Below are 18,926 nucleotides of genomic sequence, written 5' to 3'. Positions count from 1 at the left end.
GCTATTTTTGTTTTTACTATTTTTATACTAAAACAACTTATATTTAGTTTTTATTATAAATCTTGCTATGAAAAACCAAAAACTTTTGTGCGTTGCAATGCTTTTAACAATGGCATTATTAACAAACCTTGCGTGCAATGTTGAACCTGTTCCTACCGAAAACATAAACGAGGCTGTTGATGCAGACAACGATGGTATTACCGATGGTAATGACAACTGCCCCAACACCCCTAACCCAGAACAAGAAGACCTAGATAAAGATAATATAGGCGATGTTTGTGATGACAATGTTACGGTACCTTTAGCATTTTGCGAAAATGGATTTGCAGATATTTATCCCTGTAAAGACTATAATTTAATGGGCTTTGTGCCGATTGAACAACTTGGAGGCCCTGGTTCTGAAGGAAATGATTGCTGGGGGTGGACAGACCCAATGACCAAAAAAGAATATGCATTATTTTGTACTACTAGCGGCCTAGCGTTTGTCGATATCAGCAACCCTAACGCACCACGTGTTTTGGGCGTATTACCAACGGCAACAATAAGCTCTCCATGGCGCGATGTAAAAGTATTTAACAACCATGCATTTATTGTTGCCGATAATGCTAATTCACACGGAATGCAAGTATTCGACCTCACAAAATTACGGAATGTAACCAACCCTCCTGAAACGTTCATCGCCGACGCCCAATATACTGGTTTTGGTAGCGCGCACAACATCGTAATTAATGAAAGTAGTGGCTATGCTTATGCTGTTGGAACCAGCCGCCTTGAAACTTATGCGGGAGGACCTTTGTTTATAGACATAAACAACCCTACAACTCCTGTTGATGCCGGTGGATTTCCAGGGTATTCCCATGACGCACAAGTAGTAACCTACAATGGTCCAGACACCGAGCACAACGGTAAGGAAATTTTAATTGGCAGTAATGAAATGGAACTCGTTATTGTTGACGTTTCCAACAAAGCAAACCCCATTCTAATTTCAAAAATTAGTTACAACAATGTGGGCTACACCCATCAAGGATGGTTCACCAACGACATGAAATATTTTATTTTAGGAGACGAACTGGATGAAATTAATTTTGGCACCAATACACGCACTTTGGTTTTTGATTTTACCGATCTTGATGCCCCTAAATTCTATATGGACTACCTAGGGGATTCGGCCGCTATCGACCATAATGGCTACGTTAAAAATAATTGGTATTTACAAGCCAGTTACACTGCAGGCATGCGGGTTTTAGATATTTCGGACATCGAATCAAAAACCATAACCGAAATTGGCTATTTTGACACGCACCCCGAAAACAACAGCACGAGTTTTAACGGCGCATGGAGTGTGTATCCTTATTTCAACAGCGGAAACATTATAATTAGCGACATCAACAGAGGATTGTTTATTGTCAGAAAAAGTGGCATATAATGCTTTCTTTCAGCAAAAATATACAATATGCCATCTGTTTATTAGTCATCGGTATTGTGTTCAGTTGTTCTAAATCCGAAGAATTTAAAGCTACTTCAAACGGTAAAAAAGTAAATCTCATCAAAACCTTTGGAGGTTCAAAAAATGAAAGCGCTAAGGCTATTATTAAAACTAATGATGGTGGCTATACCATTATAGGCCACACACAAAGTATGTACGGCGATATAACCAATAAATCAAACGAATCTTTTGATTATTGGCTAATCAAATTTGACAGTAGCAACAATATAACATGGCAAAAAACATATGGCGGAACCGGCAACGATAGAGGTAACGAACTTATTCAAACACATGACGAAGGCTACGCCTTAATTGGTTTTAGCAAAAGTGATGATGGCGACGTTACCGATAATCATGGCGCAAACGACTTTTGGGTGATTAAAACCGATAGCACCGGTGAAATTGAATGGAAAAAATCGTATGGTTTTGTTGGTGCCGACACAGGAACTTCTATTACCCTAACCAATGACAATGGTTTTTTACTTACCGGTGTTCTCGATGTTACCGCTTCAGAAGGCCAGGGCAACAGCAAATTGACAGCTAAAAGACATGCTGGTGGTGATTATTGGGCCATAAAAATCAATGCTTTTGGTGAGAAAGAATGGAGCAAATATTATGGCGGCACATTTACTGACACACCTTACGACGTCATTCAAACAGCCGACAGTGGGTATATTATTGTCGGTTCTTCCGACAGTGATGATGTTGACATCAAAAACAATAAAGGCACTTATGACTTTTGGGTGATTAAAATTTCTGAAATGGGCTCTTTACTTTGGGAAAAATCATTTGGCGGTAGTGAAATTGACGAAGCCTACGCCATTACCCAATCTAACGATGGTAATTACATTGTTGTTGGCGACACCAGAAGTAACGACAAAGACGTTTCTTTCAACAATGGCGCTGCCGATTTATGGGTGATTAAAATATCGCCTTCCGGGGAACTCATTTGGGAAAAGACTTATGGCGGTAGCAGTTTTGATGTTGGACGCTCCGTTTCAAAAACAAAAGATGGCGGCTTTATTATCGCTGGAAGTTCGCGCAGTGCCGATGGAAACCTGGCATCCAACAACGGACAAAATGATAGCTGGATAGTAAAACTTGATTCTAACGGCAATTTAAAATGGCAACAAACCGTTGGTGGGTCTGATACCGATTTTGCCTATGATGCTATTGAATTAAACAACGGAAACATAATTACAGTTGGAGAATCCAGCAGTTCTGACATAGACACTACCAAAAACCAAGGTTTTTCCGATTTACTAATTTTCAGCTTACAATAAATCTAGCATATGAAAAATATGGCATTCCTGCTTTTTATTGGCATAAGCACTTTGCTATCGTGCAGTGAAGATGCTGACGATAAAGTCCCACAGATTATCACAAGCTTCAAATTTAACCATACCTGGGATGGCACCGAAGTGACCAACGCAAATTTCAACAGCATCCAATTTACTAATGCCAATGGCGAACAATTGAGCATCACAAAATTACGCTATTTAATTTCGAACATCACTTTTGAAAAAGCATCGGGCGAAACATATATTTTGGACGGTTACCAATTAATTGATGTAACAAATAATAAAAATCTCAATTTCACTTCAACATCAACTATTCCGGCAGGACAATACAGTAATGTTTCAATCACTTTTGGGTTCAACAACGAAGCCAATTACAACAATTACCCAGACCTAAACTCAGCCTCATGGAACGTCCCCGAAATATTGGGCGGTGGCTATCACTTTATGCAATTGGAAGGCAAATTTATTGATAACACAACAACTGAAACTGGCTATGCTTACCACGCTATTCGGGCCGTTGACAACTCAGGACCAGCCCCAATATTTGAAGACACCTTTTTTAAAGTGGATTTAGGAGCAGCCAACATAACAAATAACACGATATTTAATATTGAAATGAATATTGCCGAGTGGTTTAAAAATCCAAACAATTGGAACCTAAACGAACTCAATAACATGCTCATGCCTAATTTTGACGCTCAAATCACGATGTTTGAAAACGGACAAAATGTATTTAGACTAAAATCTATTGAATGAAAACAAGAGCATTTCATATTAACCTAATACTGTTTTTTATATGCCTTTCCTGCTCCAATGACAGCACAGAACCCTACGCACCTACACCAAGCCCATTAAATGTCCCTAAATTATTTGAAAATAATATTTTATCACCCGTAATTCCTGTTAACAATCCACAAACCGCAGAAGGTATTGCCTTAGGAAAAAAATTGTTTTTCGACCCAATTCTATCAATAAACAACATACAAGCCTGTGCCGACTGCCACGCTCCCGAAAATGCTTTTACCGATATCGACAGGTTTAGCGATGGCTCCCTCGGCAATTTGGGTGACCGAAATTCAATGCCTCTTTTTAACCTAGCCTGGAATTACGATGAAACATTCTTTTGGGATGGCAGCGCCTTCAGCCTAGAACACCAAGCTTTTAATCCTGTAAGCGACCCGAACGAAATGGCAAGCACTTGGCCTATGGTTACAAAAAAACTTCAGCAACACCCCGAATACCCTAATTTATTCGAAAAAGCTTTTGGTGCGCAAAACATCGATTCCACTATGGTAACTAAAGCCATTGCACAATTTGAACGCACCTTAATTTCGGCAAACTCAAAATTTGATAAATACCTTTTAGGTGAAACCACCCTTACCCCAGAAGAACTTAACGGTTTTAATGTGTTTTTGGACGAAAACCGCGGCGATTGTTTCCATTGCCATGGTAGTGACAAAAATCCGTTATGGACCGACAATAAATTCCACAATAACGGATTGGATGAAAATTTTACCGATTTGGGACTAGGTGCCATAACGGGCGACACTTCGGATAACGGTAAATTTAAAACACCTTCGCTTCGCAATTTGGCATTCACAGCGCCTTACATGCACGATGGCAGGTTTACAACATTAGAAGAGGTCATCAATCATTACAGTGAAGGCTTGAAAAATTCAAGTACCATAGACCCTTTGATGAAAAAAGTTGCACAAGGCGGCGTGGAGCTTTCCGAAAAAGACAAAACCGATTTAAAAGCCTTTTTACTTTCCCTCTCAGATTACGAATTCATTAATAATTCGGCCTTTAACAACCAATAACAAAAAACTATAAAAGTATATACTAATATAATGTTAGGTTGTATGGTAATCCGTGACTTATATTGTATATTTGCACTCTATTTAGAGTTAATCTAATTAATAATAAACAATGATAAAAGTATCTGAAACAGCTAAAAAGAAGGTGATTGAGCTCATGGCTGATGATGGTTTTAACGCTGCCACCGATTACATTCGTGTGGGCGTTAAAAGTGGGGGTTGCTCTGGATTATCATACGATTTAAAATTTGATAAAGAACAACAAGAAGGCGATAAAGTATTTGAAGATAATGGCGTTAAAATTATTGTAGATAAAAAAAGCTTTTTATACCTCATTGGCACCACTCTGGAATATTCTGGAGGGTTAAACGGAACGGGGTTCGTGTTTAACAACCCTAATGCCAACCGTACATGCGGTTGTGGCGAATCATTTTCACTATAAAATTTAAAGAAGAATTATGTCGAAGTATACAGAAGATGATCTTCGCGAAGAACTTAAAACCAAGGAATACGAATATGGTTTTTACACCGATATTGAATCGGACACGTTTCCTGTTGGTTTAAACGAAGATATTGTACGTGCTATTTCTGTAAAAAAGGAAGAGCCTGAATGGATGACCGAATGGCGATTGGAAGCATTTCGTGTTTGGAAAAGCATGGAAGAGCCTGAATGGGCCAATGTTAAATACAAAAAACCAGACTTTCAAGCTATTTCTTACTATTCAGCACCTAATAAAAAACCAAAATACGAAAGTTTGGATGAAGTAGACCCCGAATTATTGGACACCTTCAATAAACTTGGTATTTCGTTAGACGAGCAGAAAAAGTTGGCTGGCGTGGCCATGGATGTTGTTGTCGATTCGGTTTCGGTAGCAACTACTTTTAAGAAAACATTGGCCGAACAAGGCATTATTTTTATGAGTATTTCCGAAGCCATAAAAGAGCATCCAGAACTTGTAAAAAAATACATTGGTACCGTTGTTCCTAAAACAGATAATTTTTATGCAGCTTTAAATTCGGCCGTGTTTAGTGACGGGTCGTTCTGCTACATACCAAAAGGCGTAAAATGCCCTATGGAGTTGTCTACGTATTTTAGAATTAACCAAGCCGGCACCGGTCAGTTTGAAAGAACATTGGTTATTGCAGACGAGGGCAGTTACGTAAGCTATTTAGAAGGCTGTACCGCACCAAGTCGTGATGAAAACCAATTACATGCGGCCGTAGTTGAGCTTATTGCTTTAGATGACGCAGAAATAAAATACAGTACCGTACAAAACTGGTTCCCAGGAAACGCCGAAGGTAAAGGTGGAGTTTACAACTTTGTAACCAAACGTGGTCTGTGCGAGAAAAATTCAAAAATTTCTTGGACACAGGTTGAAACCGGATCGGCCGTAACCTGGAAATACCCAAGTTGTGTGCTGAAAGGTGATAACTCGGTAGGCGAATTTTATTCTATAGCAGTAACCAATAATTACCAACAGGCAGATACGGGTACCAAAATGATTCATTTAGGAAAAAACACTAAATCGACCATCATTTCAAAAGGTATTTCAGCTGGTAAATCACAAAACAGCTATCGCGGACTGGTACAAATTAATTCAAGAGCAGAAAATGCCCGTAACTTTTCGCAATGCGATAGTTTATTGATGGGCAACGAATGTGGGGCGCACACCTTTCCGTACATAGAAGCAAAAAACAAATCGGCTAAAATCGAGCACGAGGCCACAACCAGTAAAATTGGCGAAGACCAAATTTTTTACTGCAACCAACGTGGTATCGATACCGAAAAGGCCATTGCGATAATTGTAAATGGTTTTAGCAAAGAAGTGCTAAACAAACTACCGATGGAATTTGCGGTAGAAGCTCAAAAATTATTGGAAATAAGCTTAGAAGGCAGTGTTGGCTAATTGTAATTTAAGCATCTTAAAACAGAACTTTAAATGAGAAAAATAGTTTCAGTTACGTTGATTTTAGCGGTTTTTTTAAGCTGTAAAAACGAAAAAAAAGCGGACCAAGAAGAAACAATTTCCATTGAAAACAAAGAAAACACCGAAGCGCAAAATGGTTTAATGCTATTAAAAGGCGAATATGTGTTTTATAATGACGCTGCTGTTTTACAGACGAAAGCCGATATCTATGGTGTATTTATTACCGAAAAGTCAAAAGAGCTGAATAAGATTGCCGAACAATACAAAAGCGAACCGACCGACATGGTCGAAGTAACAATAAAAGGAAAAGTAACAAACCAAAAAGACGATAAAATTCTTTGGGAAAAGAAGGTTGACATTACAGAAATAATTAGTGTAAGCCCGCTTTCTGAAGATAAAAATAACGTTATAAAATTAGGACAAGAGTAGTTATGTTAAAAATTAACAATTTACACGCAGGTGTTGAAGACAAAAGTATCTTAAAGGGTATCAACCTTGAAGTGAAAGCAGGAGAAGTGCACGCCATTATGGGACCAAACGGTTCAGGAAAAAGTACCTTGGCATCAGTGGTTGCCGGAAAGGAAGAGTACGAAGTTACTGAAGGAAGCATTGAATTTGAAGGTGAAGATATTGATGAATTGGCTGCTGAGGAGCGTGCACACAAAGGCATCTTTTTGTCATTCCAATACCCAGTTGAAATTCCAGGGGTATCGGTAACCAACTTTATCAAAACGTCCATAAACGAAACCCGCAAGGCCAAAGGATTGGACGAAATGCCCGCTAAGGATATGTTAAAACTCATCCGCGAAAAATCAGAACTACTTGATATTGACCGCAAGTTTTTATCGCGTTCGCTAAACGAAGGGTTTTCAGGAGGAGAAAAAAAACGTAACGAAATTTTCCAGATGGCCATGTTAGAACCTAAATTGGCTATTCTTGACGAAACCGATTCTGGTCTAGATATCGATGCCCTTCGTATTGTGGCAAACGGGGTTAACAAATTAAAAAGCAAAAATAACGCTGTACTAGTGATTACCCACTACCAACGCTTGTTAGATTATATTGTTCCTGATTTTGTTCACGTTTTACATAACGGAAAAATCGTAAAATCCGGACCTAAAGAACTCGCTCACGAATTAGAGGAAAAAGGATACGATTGGTTAAAAGAAGGAGTTAAAGCATAGTTTAGTAATCAGTATCCAGACCAAGTAAGCCGTTTGACTGCCTACTGATGACTGGGACTGCAAACTGATAAAAATGGAATTAAAAGACAAATTAGTATCATCATTTATGGCCTTTGAGAACGACGTTGACGTAGACGCTTATGTTCACGGGCTTAGAAGTGATGCTATAAAAATATTTGAAGAAAAAGGCTTTCCCTCAAAAAAGGAAGAGGCTTGGAAGTACACGTCTTTAAATAAAGTATTAAAGGAAGACTACAGTGTTTTTCCAAAACGGGAAAGAATTTTGGAATACAGTGAAGTAAGACAGTATTTCATTCACGATATCGACAGTTATAAAATTGTATTTATCGATGGCAAGTATTCGTCACACTTATCGCAAACCACCCATGATGGGATTGACGTTTGCTTAATGTCGGCTGCATTATCTAAACCGAAATACCGATTGGTTATTGAGAATTATTTCAATAAAGCGGCCACAAAAGATAGCTTATCATCATTAAATACGGCCTTTTCACAAGAAGGTGCCTATATCCATATTCCAAAAAACAAACTGGTTGAAAAGCCTATTCAAATCATACATTTTTCAACAGGTAACGAGGCGGCAACTATGCTTCAACCGCGTAACTTAATTGTTGTTGATGAGAATTCGCATGTTCAAATCATCGAACGCCACCAAAGTTTAACCGATAATGCCGTTTTAACCAATAGCGTTACCGAAATTTTCGCAAACAAGCGCGGTATTGTTGATTATTACAAAATCCAAAACGATAACGATAATGCGTCTTTGATAGACAATACCTTTATCAGCCAAAAACAGCAAAGTCATGTTTCGGTACACACTTTTAGTTTTGGAGGTAAATTAACGCGCAATAACCTTAATTTTTTCCAAAAAGGCGAGCACATCGATTCTACACTAAAAGGCGTCACTATAATTGGCAATAAGCAACATGTTGACCACAATACGTTGGTGCACCATATTGAACCCAATTGCGAAAGCCACCAAGATTACAAAGGTATTTTTGACGAAAATTCTACTGGTGTATTTAATGGCAAAGTGATTGTTGAAAAAGAAGCCCAAAAAACCAATGCATTTCAGGCCAACAACAACATGTTGGTAAGCGATAAGTCCACTATTAATACCAAACCACAATTGGAGATTTTTGCCGATGATGTTAAATGTTCACACGGCTGCACTATTGGTCAATTGGACGAAAGCGCCCTGTTTTATATGCGTTCGCGTGGCATCCCAGAAAAAGAAGCCAAAGGTTTGTTAATGTTTGCATTTAGCAACGATGTGTTAAGCTCGGTTAAAATTCCTGAAATAAAACAACGTATCACCAAAATTATCGCTGAAAAACTAGGGGTAAATATTGGTTTTGATCTTTAATTTTTTTGAAACTAGCTTCCCGATAACCGCTGCAATAACTTTTAACTTCACTTATTAAAAAGGAATAAGAGTTTTTTTGAGCGGAGTCGAAAGACCTCAATCGGGGCTAACCCATTAGCCATGTTCAATGTACAAGACATCCGAAAAGATTTCCCGATACTTTCACGACAAGTAAACGGGAAACCTTTGGTTTATTTTGATAATGCTGCCACATCGCAAACCCCGCAACAGGTTATCGATGCTATTGTAGATTATTATTCAAACTACAACGCCAATATTCACCGTGGTGTGCACACATTGAGCCAAGAAGCGACCGACCTTTACGAGCAATCGCGCGAAAAAATAAGAACCCATTTTAACGCCCAATTTGCCCACGAGATTATTTTCACTTCCGGCACTACCCACGGTATTAATTTGGTGGCCAATGGCTTTTCATCACTTCTAAAAAAAGGCGACGACATTATCGTTTCTGCCTTAGAGCATCACAGCAATATTGTGCCTTGGCAAATGCTCTGTGAACGAACTGGAGCCACTTTAAAGGTTATCCCTATGAATGAGGAAGGAGAATTGTTAATGGATGAGTTCGACAAACTCCTTTCCAAAAATACCAAACTTGTTTTCGTTAATCATATTTCCAATGCTTTGGGAACCATCAACCCCATTGAATATATCATTGATAAAGCGCATAAATTTAGTGCAGCTGTTTTAATTGATGGCGCACAATCATGTCCACATTTAAAACCCGATGTACAAAAACTGGATGTTGATTTTTATGTGGCTTCAGCACACAAAATGTGTGGCCCAACGGGCGTTGGTATGCTTTACGGAAAAGAAGAATGGCTTAAAAAACTACCTCCCTACCAAGGTGGTGGCGAAATGATTGCCGAAGTGACTTTCGAAAAAACCACCTACGCCGAATTGCCCCATAAATTTGAGGCCGGTACGCCAAACATTGCAGGTGGTATTGTTTTTGGCGCAGCCATAGATTATATGAACAACATAGGTTTTAATGCTATTGCCAATCACGAGCATGAGCTACTTGAATATGCCACCGAAAAACTCTTGGCCGTTGAAGGCTTAAAAATCTACGGCACATCAAAACACAAAACATCGGTAATTTCATTTAATTTGGAAGGTATCCACCCCTATGATGTAGGAACTATTCTAGACAAAATGGGCATTGCCGTTCGTACTGGTCACCACTGTGCCCAACCCATCATGGATTTTTATAAAATCCCGGGCACAATACGTGCCTCATTCGCATTTTACAACACCAAGGATGAGATTGATGCTTTGGTAGAGGGCGTTAAAAAGGCTAAAATGATGCTTTCATAAAACATTTTTCATTTACTTATTTAATTCCCCGAATAATAAAATGTACTTTTTATCGAGAACTTTATACTTTAGAATGGTTTTTGGGCAACTTTTTATAAAAAACCATACTTTAGTACAATTGAACCAAAAAACTACTATATAATGAAAACCCTTTTTTTAAGAATAACTGCTGTTCTATTGTTGTTTACAGCATGTAATAGCAATGATGTGGATATTACTCAAGAACAAGAAATTGATATGAGTGATTTTTTTGTTTATACGGATTCCAATGATAATTTAAGCGCTAAATCCACCAATTCCAAAGGAAATTATAACCCATGTTCTACTATGGATGTTTTAAACAGACAGTTAAGGGAAAACCCAAGTTTGGAACAAAAAATGTATGCCATAGAATACCACACAAGAAAATTCCTTGTTACCAAGGGTAGGCCAAAAAATCCTGGCGGTGGTGGTAGCGGAAGCACCAGTGAAACAGATATTGATGTGCTAGCGATTCCTGATGATTTAAATACAATTAATATTCCTGTTTATGTACATATTGTGTTACCTAATCCAGACGATGTAACCGATGGTCAAGTACAGTCGCAAATAGATGTTTTAAATGCTGATTTTAACAATACCAATGCAAACCTACTTCCTTCTGGAGCAGTAAACTTTGTAAATGATGCTACTATTACCGATATCAGCTTTACTTTAACAGAAACCTTTAGACATGAAGACTCTAAATCTTCTTGGGGAACAAATGATGCTATAAAAGCTACCTATCCTCCAATAACTCCAGAAACTCATCTTAATATTTGGGTATGTAACATTGGTCGCGGTATTTTGGGATATGCGCAGTTCCCAGGTGGAGATCCAGCAACAGACGGTATTGTTTTATTATACTCAAGCCTACCCGATGGATCAGCGGCTCCCTATAATTTAGGAAGAACAGCAACTCACGAGATTGGCCACTATTTAAACTTACGACATATTTGGGGTGATGGTAGATGTAGACAAGATGATTTTGTAGAAGACACACCTTCATCAGACGGCCCAAATTATGGTTGCCCAAATTATCCAACGGTAAACTGTAAATCTACAGACATGACCATGAATTACATGGATTATACAGATGATGCATGTATGTACATGTTTACAGATGGACAAAGAAACAGAATGCGTGCTATTTTTGCTTCTGGAGGTCCTAGAGCAGGAATGGTAAGTAATTAACCCATTTTAAATATATTTTAAAAAAGGCGCCAAAATTGGCGTCTTTTTTAAAATTTTACACTGTAACAAGCCTATTACCATGAAACTCATTTTAATCTTACTATCAATTGCAATAGCCAGTAATGGTTACTCACAACCTGAAATCCATCAAGATTCAATGGCTATAGAGTACTCGGCTCAGTCAAGAGGCACTTTCAAAGAAATTAAAATCAATAAAAAGATTATTTCCGTTATCAAGGTCAGAGGCGGTTCTCCCATTATAAAACCGTGTAATCATCGCGTTTGGGAAACACTTACCAACTTATTAAAATACATAGATATCAAAACCATATCCAATCTAAAAGCACCCAGTAAAAAATTTGAATTTGATGCTGCTGCCATAGCCCATTTAACCATTAGAATTAATGATGCTTCCTTTAAAACTAAAAGTTTTGATCATGGCAACCCACCAAAAGAAATCGCTGATCTTGTTAAAGAAATCTTATCAATTGCAGAAAACATTGAATAGCAACTTTTGTTATTGTATTTTTGCGTAAAATATATTATTGTGAGTATTGAAGATATCCAAAACGAAATAATCGACGAGTTTTCCATGTTTGAAGATTGGGAAGAACGTTATCAATATATGATAGATTTAGGGAAAGAATTACCCCTTATTGACGACCAATACAAAACGGACAACAATATTATAAAAGGCTGCCAAAGTAAAGTTTGGGTACACGCCGAAATGAAAGACGATAAAGTAGAATTTACCGCCGATAGTGATGCCATTATCACCAAAGGTATTATTGCTATTTTAATCCGTGTTTTTTCAAATCAGCGCCCAAAGGATATTATTGATGCCGATACCGATTTTATCGATAAAATTGGTTTAAAGGAACATTTATCACCAACGCGCGCCAACGGACTGGTAAGCATGGTGAAACAATTAAAAATGTATGCTATTGCATACCAAACGCAATTGAAATAGCGTTTTGTCATTCCTGTGGAAGCAGGAATCTATTAAATGAGATTTCCGCCTTCGCGGAAATAAAAAAAGTATAATTATGAGTGAAACAACCATAGACACCGCAGAGTTAGGAGAAAAAATCGTGAATGTTTTAAAAACCATTTACGACCCCGAAATTCCCGTTGATATTTACGAATTGGGATTGATTTACGACGTATTTGTTAATGAAGATAACGATGTAAAAATCCTGATGACCCTAACCACACCCAATTGCCCAGTGGCCGAAACCTTGCCTTTGGAAGTTGAAGAAAAAGTAAAATCTTTGGATGCCGTAAATAATGCCGAGGTAGAGATTACTTTCGACCCGCCATGGACCCAAGAACTTATGAGCGAGGAGGCTAAACTTGAATTAGGAATGCTTTGATAACAAAAACCAACTAAATAATATTATGTCTAAAGAAGTAATAAAAAGCAGTGAAGGTTTTGAAGCCTTAACCCCTAACTTAAACCGTAAAGTGGTTCATTTAGATGATTTAATGGTTACGGTAATCGATTTTACCAACGGCCCTATGGAACAACCTGATCCTCCACATAATCATCCTCATGAACAAATTACTTACGTAGCAAGTGGATCGTTAAAACTATTTGTAGAAGACCGCGAGTACCTTTTAAACGAAGGTGACGTATTCAAGATTGCATCCAACCTTAACCATTCGGTTCAAACCTTAACAGAAAACGTTCGATTGATTGATAGCTTCAACCCTATTCGCGAAGATTTTCTATAATTCACCATTTTATTTAACCCATGGCAGACGACATTATCAATCGCGTAGCAAACAGTAAATTGGTTACTGTAAACCTTGAGGATTATTACCCAAAGGGGGAACGTGTGCTTTTCGATATAAAAGATTGGCTTTTTGAAGGCTTCGTTTTGCGCGAAAAAGACTTTAGAAATCAGGTTAGTGAACACGACTGGTCGAAGTATCAAAACAGTTTTGTGGCACTAACCTGCAGTTCGGATGCCATCATTCCGGGTTGGGCGTTTATGCTCATCAGTATGCATTTGGAGCCTTATGCCAACAAAGTCGTAATAGGAGACCTTGAACTCTTAGAAACATCTATTTATCAAGATGTTATCAATAATCTAGATGTTACTGAGTTTCAAGACAAACCGCTTATTATAAAAGGCTGTTCTAAAAAACCCGTACCCGAAAATGCCTATATCATGCTGGCCATCAAACTAAAACCCGTAGCAAAATCCATTATGTACGGTGAGGCCTGCTCTTCGGTGCCGCTCTACAAAAAGAAGTAAAAACGTCACTGCGAGAAAACGAAATACAATAAAGTTGGCGTGGCAGTCTGTTTAAAATTATTACCTCATGATCTAAATCATGATTTGCGATGACTTTATGTAAACGAAATGTGACCTTCCCTCAAAAAAGTGTCTTAACTACAGTTGATTTTTATATAAGCAAAAATCAAAATTTAGTTTATATTTACCTACATTTTATTAAAAATCTGAAAATGAAAAGAACGTTATTAGCACTTACTTTCTTTATCGGAATTATTTCGATAAACGCTCAAACAAAAGAAGAATTACAGGCCCAAAAAGCCGCAAAACAGGCTGAGGCCGATGCTGCCCAAAAAGAGGCCAACGCCATTCAGAAAAAAATAGATGCCCTTCCCGGATGGAGAACAGGCGCTTTTGGCACCATTGGTGGTAGCTTATCTAGCTTTAACAACTGGTATGCCCAAGGCACGCCAAACAACGTTTCTGGTAACATTGGTCTTACCTTGAATGCTTATGCCAATTTAATAGAAGATAAATTTTTCTGGAGAAACTCATTAACCACCAATTTAAATTGGGTAAAGTTGGATGATAAAGACAATCCCAATGACGATGATAGTTTTAACCCTACTACTGATGTGTTTAACCTATCGTCACTTTATGGTAGAAACCTTACCAAAACATTAGCGGCTTCTGGTTTAATGGAATACCGTACCACCCTTTTGGATAACTTTAACGACCCTGGCTACTTAGACCTTGGTATTGGTGCCACTTGGACGCCCATTGAAAACCTTATCGTGGTTATCCACCCTTTAAACTACAACATAGTATTTGCCGATAACGATGCCGTTTTCAATTCGTCGTTGGGTACTAAAATTGTGGCCGATTATACGCGACAAATTGGTGCCGTTAACTTTAAAACCAATTTCTCGACCTTCCAAAGCTATGAATCGAGCGACCTATCAAACTTTACGTGGACCAACTCGTTTAGCTATACCCTTTGGAAAATGATTGGTGTTGGTTTCGATTTTGGCTTGCGTGGCAACAAGCAAGAAGCTTTAAAATACGCTTTGGGCCAGTATGACCCCGATGCCGTACCCGCTCAAACCGAGCCAACCTTCGATAACGTAGATAATAAATTACAAACCTATTATACCGTAGGTGTTTCGTATAAGTTCTAAAAATTGCTTTAGAATACAGACTAACTCTAAAAAAACGCCTTCTGCAAGCAGAAGGCGTTTTTTTTAATGTCTGTTGTCTTTTACTAATTTTATTTATAATGATTGAGGCATCAGTAGTTATTAGAACTTTATGTTGCTTTTTAAGTACTTTTTCAAAATATCAAAGAAAAGTATATACTCAAAGCTTCTATAGTTCATCTATTAACTCAATACATCTTTAACCGATTCAGAAATTGGAGTTGTACCACGTCCAATTAGTTTTGATAGTGTTTTGCTATCATCATACAAATCTCCCTTAGACGCACTAATATCCCAACTTGCAATTCCTTCAGCAAAAATATCAGGCACTCCATACCCTTTTAGGGCTTTGCTGTACGCTTCTTCAGGTAAATTTTGATAAGGAATTTTTTTACCTGTCTGTTTGGAAATTTCATTCGCCAATTCTGTAAGTGTATAGGCCTCATCACCTGCAAGTTCATATGTTTCGCCTTTATGTTTTTCGTCAGTCAGCACTACGGCTGCAGCCTCTGCAAAGTCTTTTCTACTTGCTGATGATATTTTTCCTTGTTCCGCACTGCCAATAAATGCTCCTGCCTCCACAGCTCCCGCAACAGAACCCGTATAGTTTTCTGAATACCATCCATTTCTCAAAAGTGTATATGGAATACCTGAGTCTTTTAATAATTTTTCTGTAGTTAGGTGCTCTCCTGCAAGACTTATAGTAGATGTATCAGCCCTTAGCAAACTTGTATAAACTATCCATTGAACATCAGCCTTTTTTGCTGCTTCAATCACATTTTTATGCTGACTGGCTCTTTTTCCAATTTCATTTCCTGAAATTAACAGTAGTGTATCGATTCCCTTTAAAGCACCAGGTAAGTCATTAGCCTTTTCGTAGTCAAAAGCCCTTGCCTCTATCCCTTCTACCTTTTCAGGAGAACGAACTAATGCTACTAAGTTAGATAAATCCGTTTTTTTCTTTAACTGCTCCAAGACTAGAGTTCCTAGTTGCCCGGTTGCTCCGGTAATTCCTATTTTCATAATATTCAATATTAAATTATAAGTAATTTTATTACATTAATAATTAAAAAATGTCAACGAAATTCAGATACAAAATTTTCAAGTGTTTTACTTTTCAACTCCTTAACTACAGATTCATCAATACTTGAAAATAAGTTGTCTAATTTTTGGTTGATTACTTTACCTATTGGGCATTTAGGATTAGTTTTTATATTTCTTTTGCCCAATACTTCGGAATTTTTAACCACCAAGTATACAGAATCCAAAGTAATATCTGAACTGCTTTTAGCTAGCATAGCCCCTCCCGACTTACCTCGTCTACTCTTTACTAAACCCGCTTCACTTAAATTGCTAATTTCTTTACGGACTACCACTGAATTAATATTAATACTTCCCGCAATCCACTCAGAGTTCAACCATTCACCTTTATTATTTGCAAGAAGAGTTAGAATATGGAGTACTGTGGCAAATCTTGTATTGTTCATAATAAATCAAAATTAACTATAATTTTTTAAATGTAACAAATATTGTTACATTTATTTAAACTTCCGCACCTTCTTCTTCCGCCCAAACAAGCGTTTAAAAAAGCCATCACGCTTTTCGGGTTCGCAGTCTAAATCCTCTAACACCTCGTTTGCGGGGAGTTCAAATTGTGCATTCGTAATCCCATTAAATTGAATATCGGCATTCAGTTTTTGGTAAAACTTAGCAAAAACAGGCAATGCCGAGTTGGCGCCCTGCCCGAGTCCGGTGGTTTTAAAACCTATGCTGTGGTTATCATTGCCCACCCAGGTCACGGTAACTAATTTAGGGGTAATGCCCACAAACCAGCCATCTTTATTGTTTTGTGTGGTGCCCGTTTTTCCGGCGATATCGTTTTTTAAGCCGTAAGTGCTTCGCAAACGTACCGCCGTACCGCTGTTTACGGTGGCTTTCATAATTTCTAGCATCACTTCGCGGGTGTAATTACTAAAGGCTTCGGCTTGGTTGTCTTTTGGTTTGAATTCAGCAATCACTTTACCATGTTTGTCTTCAATTCTGCTAATGCTATAAGGCTTAACAGGTTTAGAATGGTTGACATAACTGGCATAGGCACCTGTTAAGTTTTTAAGGTTGATTTCGGCAACACCTAAAGCCAATGAGGGCTCGTTGGGTAATTCCTTGTCTATGCCCAGTTTTTTTACCTGCTCGTGAACTTTGGCGATGCCAACTTTGTCCAAAACCTTTACGGCAATAGTGTTGACCGATTGGCTCAGAGCTTTTTCCAAAGTGTAATTGATGTGTGGGTCTTCGTCTTCACCACCCGAATTGCTAGGCGTCCAATCGTCGTAATTGGTGTAAGTGACCTCAGCCAACGAAAAATAGGTGCATGGTTTCATACCGTCATCTATCGCGGCGGTATAAACAAAGGGTTTGAATGTAGAACCGACTTGCCGTTCGCTTTGCGACACGTGATCGTACTTAAAAAAACGGTAATCAATACCGCCAATATAAGTGCGAACCGCCCCCGTGCTGGGCTCAATACTCACCATACCAGTATTTAAAAATTTAAGGTAATGCTGTAAACTGTCTTTTACCGATATATTTTGGATGGTATCACCTGCCCAACCAAACAACTCTACAGGGCGTTTTTTAGCCAGTGAATCTTGTATGCTTTCTTCTGAAAATCCTTTTTCTTTTGAAGTTTTCCAAATCGGCAAGTTTTTCATTGCGGCATTGACAAGCGCTTTATTGGTTTTCCAGGGAGCGTTACTGCCATAGGAGGCTTCAAAATCAGCCTGTAATTTCGATAGATGTTCTTTCATGGCCTCTTCGGCCAAAACCTGCATGTTATAATCTAAGGTGGTATAGACCTTCAATCCGTCTTTGTATAAATCGTAAGCATCGCCATTGGGTTTCTTTATGGAATCTAAAATAGCAGACATTTCTTTTTTTACCTGTTCTCGAAAATAGGGCGCCACGCCCAAATCATGGTTGAACGAGCGATAATTCAATTCCAAGGTTTCATTTTGAAAAGTTTCCAATGAATCTTTGGATATATAATCGTATTTATACATTTGGTTGAGCACCACGTTACGACGGTCTTGACTACGATCCACATTCAACCGCGGATTAAAATAATGATTGGCTTTTAGCGTACCAATCAACGTAGCGGCTTCGGAAACCGTTAATTCCGACGTCGTTTTATTAAAAAATTTTTGCGAAGCGCTTTCAATGCCGTAGGTATTATCAGAAAATGGTACCGTGTTAAAATAGAGGGTTAAAATATCGTTTTTGGAATAAATGTCTTCAATACGTTTGGCGATAATGGCTTCCTTAAATTTATTGATAAGCATACTAAACAACATATAATCTTTCCGCCCGAAAAGGTTTTTAGCAAGTTGAAGTGTTATGGTACTTCCGCCGCCGGCCGATTTATCGCGCAACAAAATACTTTTTACAAACACACGACCCAAACTCACGTTATCGACCCCGTCGTGCTCGTAAAACCGAACATCTTCAGTGGCTATAAGTGCCTCAATCAAGTGCTTGGGAAAATCGCTGAACTCGGCAGGCTGCCTGTCGTAAACAAAATATTTGCCAATCAGTTTCCCATTTTTATCCAATACCTGGGTGGCTTCTTCCTGCTTAATAGAACTCAGCGCTTCTTTAGTGGGCAACTTCCCAAAAGCGCCCCAATAAATACTGAAATACAAAATGACAAAAAAAGCAACTACCGCAACTGCTAAAATGAGACTCCATTTTATCCATTTGTTTTTGAATAGGTTTGAAAATCTGTTCATGTGGAATGTAATGGATTTGTTTTAATTAAAATTTTTATAATGAGGCTTTTAAAGA

At 38.2% G+C, this 18,926-nt stretch carries 20 protein-coding genes; 17 read left to right on the top strand and 3 right to left on the bottom strand.

Annotated elements, in window-relative coordinates:
* The first annotated feature begins 109 nt into the window (after positions 1–109).
* From GSB9_02403 to GSB9_02387, 17 genes are all read left to right on the top strand, one after another.
* Positions 110–1,426: a choice-of-anchor B family protein gene (locus GSB9_02403; protein UKM65832.2), complete on the top strand. Its 1,317-nt coding sequence runs from the start codon at positions 110–112 to the stop codon at positions 1,424–1,426.
* Positions 1,426–2,769 (top strand): hypothetical protein, encoded by a 1,344-nt coding sequence (locus tag GSB9_02402; protein ID UKM65831.1) that lies wholly within the window; start codon positions 1,426–1,428, stop codon positions 2,767–2,769. Before GSB9_02403 ends, GSB9_02402 begins: the two co-directional genes overlap by 1 nt.
* An 18-nt stretch (positions 2,770–2,787) precedes the next feature.
* On the top strand, positions 2,788–3,543 hold the full coding sequence (locus tag GSB9_02401) for a hypothetical protein (GenBank protein ID UKM65830.2): 756 nt from the start codon (positions 2,788–2,790) through the stop codon (positions 3,541–3,543).
* Positions 3,540–4,607: a cytochrome-c peroxidase gene (locus tag GSB9_02400; protein ID UKM65829.1), complete on the top strand. Its 1,068-nt coding sequence runs from the start codon at positions 3,540–3,542 to the stop codon at positions 4,605–4,607. Before GSB9_02401 ends, GSB9_02400 begins: the two co-directional genes overlap by 4 nt.
* A gap of 109 nt (positions 4,608–4,716) precedes the next feature.
* A complete protein-coding gene (locus GSB9_02399; protein UKM65828.1) occupies positions 4,717–5,046 on the top strand; it encodes an iron-sulfur cluster assembly accessory protein in 330 nt (109 codons plus the stop codon).
* 16 nt (positions 5,047–5,062) lie between these two features.
* A complete protein-coding gene (gene sufB, locus GSB9_02398) occupies positions 5,063–6,511 on the top strand; it encodes a Fe-S cluster assembly protein SufB (GenBank protein ID UKM65827.1) in 1,449 nt (482 codons plus the stop codon).
* A 33-nt stretch (positions 6,512–6,544) separates the two neighbouring features.
* Positions 6,545–6,961, top strand: coding sequence for a hypothetical protein (locus GSB9_02397; protein ID UKM65826.1), 417 nt, complete (start codon positions 6,545–6,547; stop codon positions 6,959–6,961).
* Positions 6,962–6,963: 2 nt separating this feature from the next.
* Positions 6,964–7,716: a Fe-S cluster assembly ATPase SufC gene (gene sufC / locus GSB9_02396; GenBank protein ID UKM65825.1), complete on the top strand. Its 753-nt coding sequence runs from the start codon at positions 6,964–6,966 to the stop codon at positions 7,714–7,716.
* A gap of 73 nt (positions 7,717–7,789) precedes the next feature.
* On the top strand, positions 7,790–9,103 hold the full coding sequence (gene sufD / locus GSB9_02395) for a Fe-S cluster assembly protein SufD (protein ID UKM65824.1): 1,314 nt from the start codon (positions 7,790–7,792) through the stop codon (positions 9,101–9,103).
* Positions 9,104–9,223: 120 nt separating this feature from the next.
* On the top strand, positions 9,224–10,438 hold the full coding sequence (locus tag GSB9_02394) for a cysteine desulfurase (GenBank protein UKM65823.1): 1,215 nt from the start codon (positions 9,224–9,226) through the stop codon (positions 10,436–10,438).
* Between the two features lie 141 nt (positions 10,439–10,579).
* Entirely contained in the window at positions 10,580–11,650 is a 1,071-nt protein-coding gene (locus tag GSB9_02393) for a zinc metalloprotease (protein UKM65822.1), read from the top strand.
* A 79-nt stretch (positions 11,651–11,729) separates the two neighbouring features.
* Positions 11,730–12,158 (top strand): hypothetical protein, encoded by a 429-nt coding sequence (locus GSB9_02392; GenBank protein ID UKM65821.1) that lies wholly within the window; start codon positions 11,730–11,732, stop codon positions 12,156–12,158.
* 39 nt (positions 12,159–12,197) lie between these two features.
* Positions 12,198–12,620 carry a SufE family protein gene (locus GSB9_02391; protein ID UKM65820.1) on the top strand — a complete coding sequence of 141 codons (423 nt, stop codon included), beginning with the start codon at positions 12,198–12,200 and terminating at the stop codon, positions 12,618–12,620.
* 76 nt (positions 12,621–12,696) lie between these two features.
* Positions 12,697–13,023: an SUF system Fe-S cluster assembly protein gene (locus GSB9_02390; GenBank protein UKM65819.1), complete on the top strand. Its 327-nt coding sequence runs from the start codon at positions 12,697–12,699 to the stop codon at positions 13,021–13,023.
* A gap of 25 nt (positions 13,024–13,048) precedes the next feature.
* Positions 13,049–13,384, top strand: a complete 336-nt coding sequence (locus GSB9_02389; protein UKM65818.1) for a cupin domain-containing protein — start codon at positions 13,049–13,051, stop codon at positions 13,382–13,384.
* 20 nt (positions 13,385–13,404) lie between these two features.
* Positions 13,405–13,911 carry a DUF2480 family protein gene (locus tag GSB9_02388; protein UKM65817.1) on the top strand — a complete coding sequence of 169 codons (507 nt, stop codon included), beginning with the start codon at positions 13,405–13,407 and terminating at the stop codon, positions 13,909–13,911.
* A 212-nt stretch (positions 13,912–14,123) separates the two neighbouring features.
* Positions 14,124–15,068 carry a DUF3078 domain-containing protein gene (locus GSB9_02387; GenBank protein UKM65816.2) on the top strand — a complete coding sequence of 315 codons (945 nt, stop codon included), beginning with the start codon at positions 14,124–14,126 and terminating at the stop codon, positions 15,066–15,068.
* A gap of 201 nt (positions 15,069–15,269) precedes the next feature.
* Here GSB9_02387 and GSB9_02386 read toward each other — a convergent pair whose 3' ends face one another.
* Genes GSB9_02386 through GSB9_02384 form a run of 3 tightly spaced genes read right to left on the bottom strand, consistent with a single transcriptional unit; the run spans position 15,270 to position 18,871 of the window.
* Positions 15,270–16,109, bottom strand: coding sequence for an SDR family oxidoreductase (locus GSB9_02386; GenBank protein UKM65815.1), 840 nt, complete (start codon positions 16,107–16,109; stop codon positions 15,270–15,272).
* 53 nt (positions 16,110–16,162) lie between these two features.
* Positions 16,163–16,573, bottom strand: coding sequence for an Rrf2 family transcriptional regulator (locus tag GSB9_02385; protein UKM65814.1), 411 nt, complete (start codon positions 16,571–16,573; stop codon positions 16,163–16,165).
* A gap of 51 nt (positions 16,574–16,624) precedes the next feature.
* A complete protein-coding gene (locus GSB9_02384; protein UKM65813.1) occupies positions 16,625–18,871 on the bottom strand; it encodes a transglycosylase domain-containing protein in 2,247 nt (748 codons plus the stop codon).
* Positions 18,872–18,926 lie beyond the last annotated feature (55 nt).

The sequence above is a fragment of the Flavobacteriaceae bacterium GSB9 genome (assembly GCA_022749295.1).
GTDB lineage: Bacteria > Bacteroidota > Bacteroidia > Flavobacteriales > Flavobacteriaceae > Flavisericum.
This window is presented reverse-complemented; position numbering and strand designations above follow the sequence as displayed.

Coding starts and splice junctions, on each gene's coding strand:
- GSB9_02403 (UKM65832.2), top strand. CDS start 110: ATGGCATTATTAACAAACCTTGCGTGCAATGTTGAACCTGTTCCTACC.
- GSB9_02402 (UKM65831.1), top strand. CDS start 1,426: ATGCTTTCTTTCAGCAAAAATATACAATATGCCATCTGTTTATTAGTC.
- GSB9_02401 (UKM65830.2), top strand. CDS start 2,788: ATGGCATTCCTGCTTTTTATTGGCATAAGCACTTTGCTATCGTGCAGT.
- GSB9_02400 (UKM65829.1), top strand. CDS start 3,540: ATGAAAACAAGAGCATTTCATATTAACCTAATACTGTTTTTTATATGC.
- GSB9_02399 (UKM65828.1), top strand. CDS start 4,717: ATGATAAAAGTATCTGAAACAGCTAAAAAGAAGGTGATTGAGCTCATG.
- sufB (UKM65827.1), top strand. CDS start 5,063: ATGTCGAAGTATACAGAAGATGATCTTCGCGAAGAACTTAAAACCAAG.
- GSB9_02397 (UKM65826.1), top strand. CDS start 6,545: ATGAGAAAAATAGTTTCAGTTACGTTGATTTTAGCGGTTTTTTTAAGC.
- sufC (UKM65825.1), top strand. CDS start 6,964: ATGTTAAAAATTAACAATTTACACGCAGGTGTTGAAGACAAAAGTATC.
- sufD (UKM65824.1), top strand. CDS start 7,790: ATGGAATTAAAAGACAAATTAGTATCATCATTTATGGCCTTTGAGAAC.
- GSB9_02394 (UKM65823.1), top strand. CDS start 9,224: ATGTTCAATGTACAAGACATCCGAAAAGATTTCCCGATACTTTCACGA.
- GSB9_02393 (UKM65822.1), top strand. CDS start 10,580: ATGAAAACCCTTTTTTTAAGAATAACTGCTGTTCTATTGTTGTTTACA.
- GSB9_02392 (UKM65821.1), top strand. CDS start 11,730: ATGAAACTCATTTTAATCTTACTATCAATTGCAATAGCCAGTAATGGT.
- GSB9_02390 (UKM65819.1), top strand. CDS start 12,697: ATGAGTGAAACAACCATAGACACCGCAGAGTTAGGAGAAAAAATCGTG.
- GSB9_02389 (UKM65818.1), top strand. CDS start 13,049: ATGTCTAAAGAAGTAATAAAAAGCAGTGAAGGTTTTGAAGCCTTAACC.
- GSB9_02388 (UKM65817.1), top strand. CDS start 13,405: ATGGCAGACGACATTATCAATCGCGTAGCAAACAGTAAATTGGTTACT.
- GSB9_02387 (UKM65816.2), top strand. CDS start 14,124: ATGAAAAGAACGTTATTAGCACTTACTTTCTTTATCGGAATTATTTCG.
- GSB9_02386 (UKM65815.1), bottom strand. CDS start 16,109: ATGAAAATAGGAATTACCGGAGCAACCGGGCAACTAGGAACTCTAGTC.
- GSB9_02385 (UKM65814.1), bottom strand. CDS start 16,573: ATGAACAATACAAGATTTGCCACAGTACTCCATATTCTAACTCTTCTT.
- GSB9_02384 (UKM65813.1), bottom strand. CDS start 18,871: ATGAACAGATTTTCAAACCTATTCAAAAACAAATGGATAAAATGGAGT.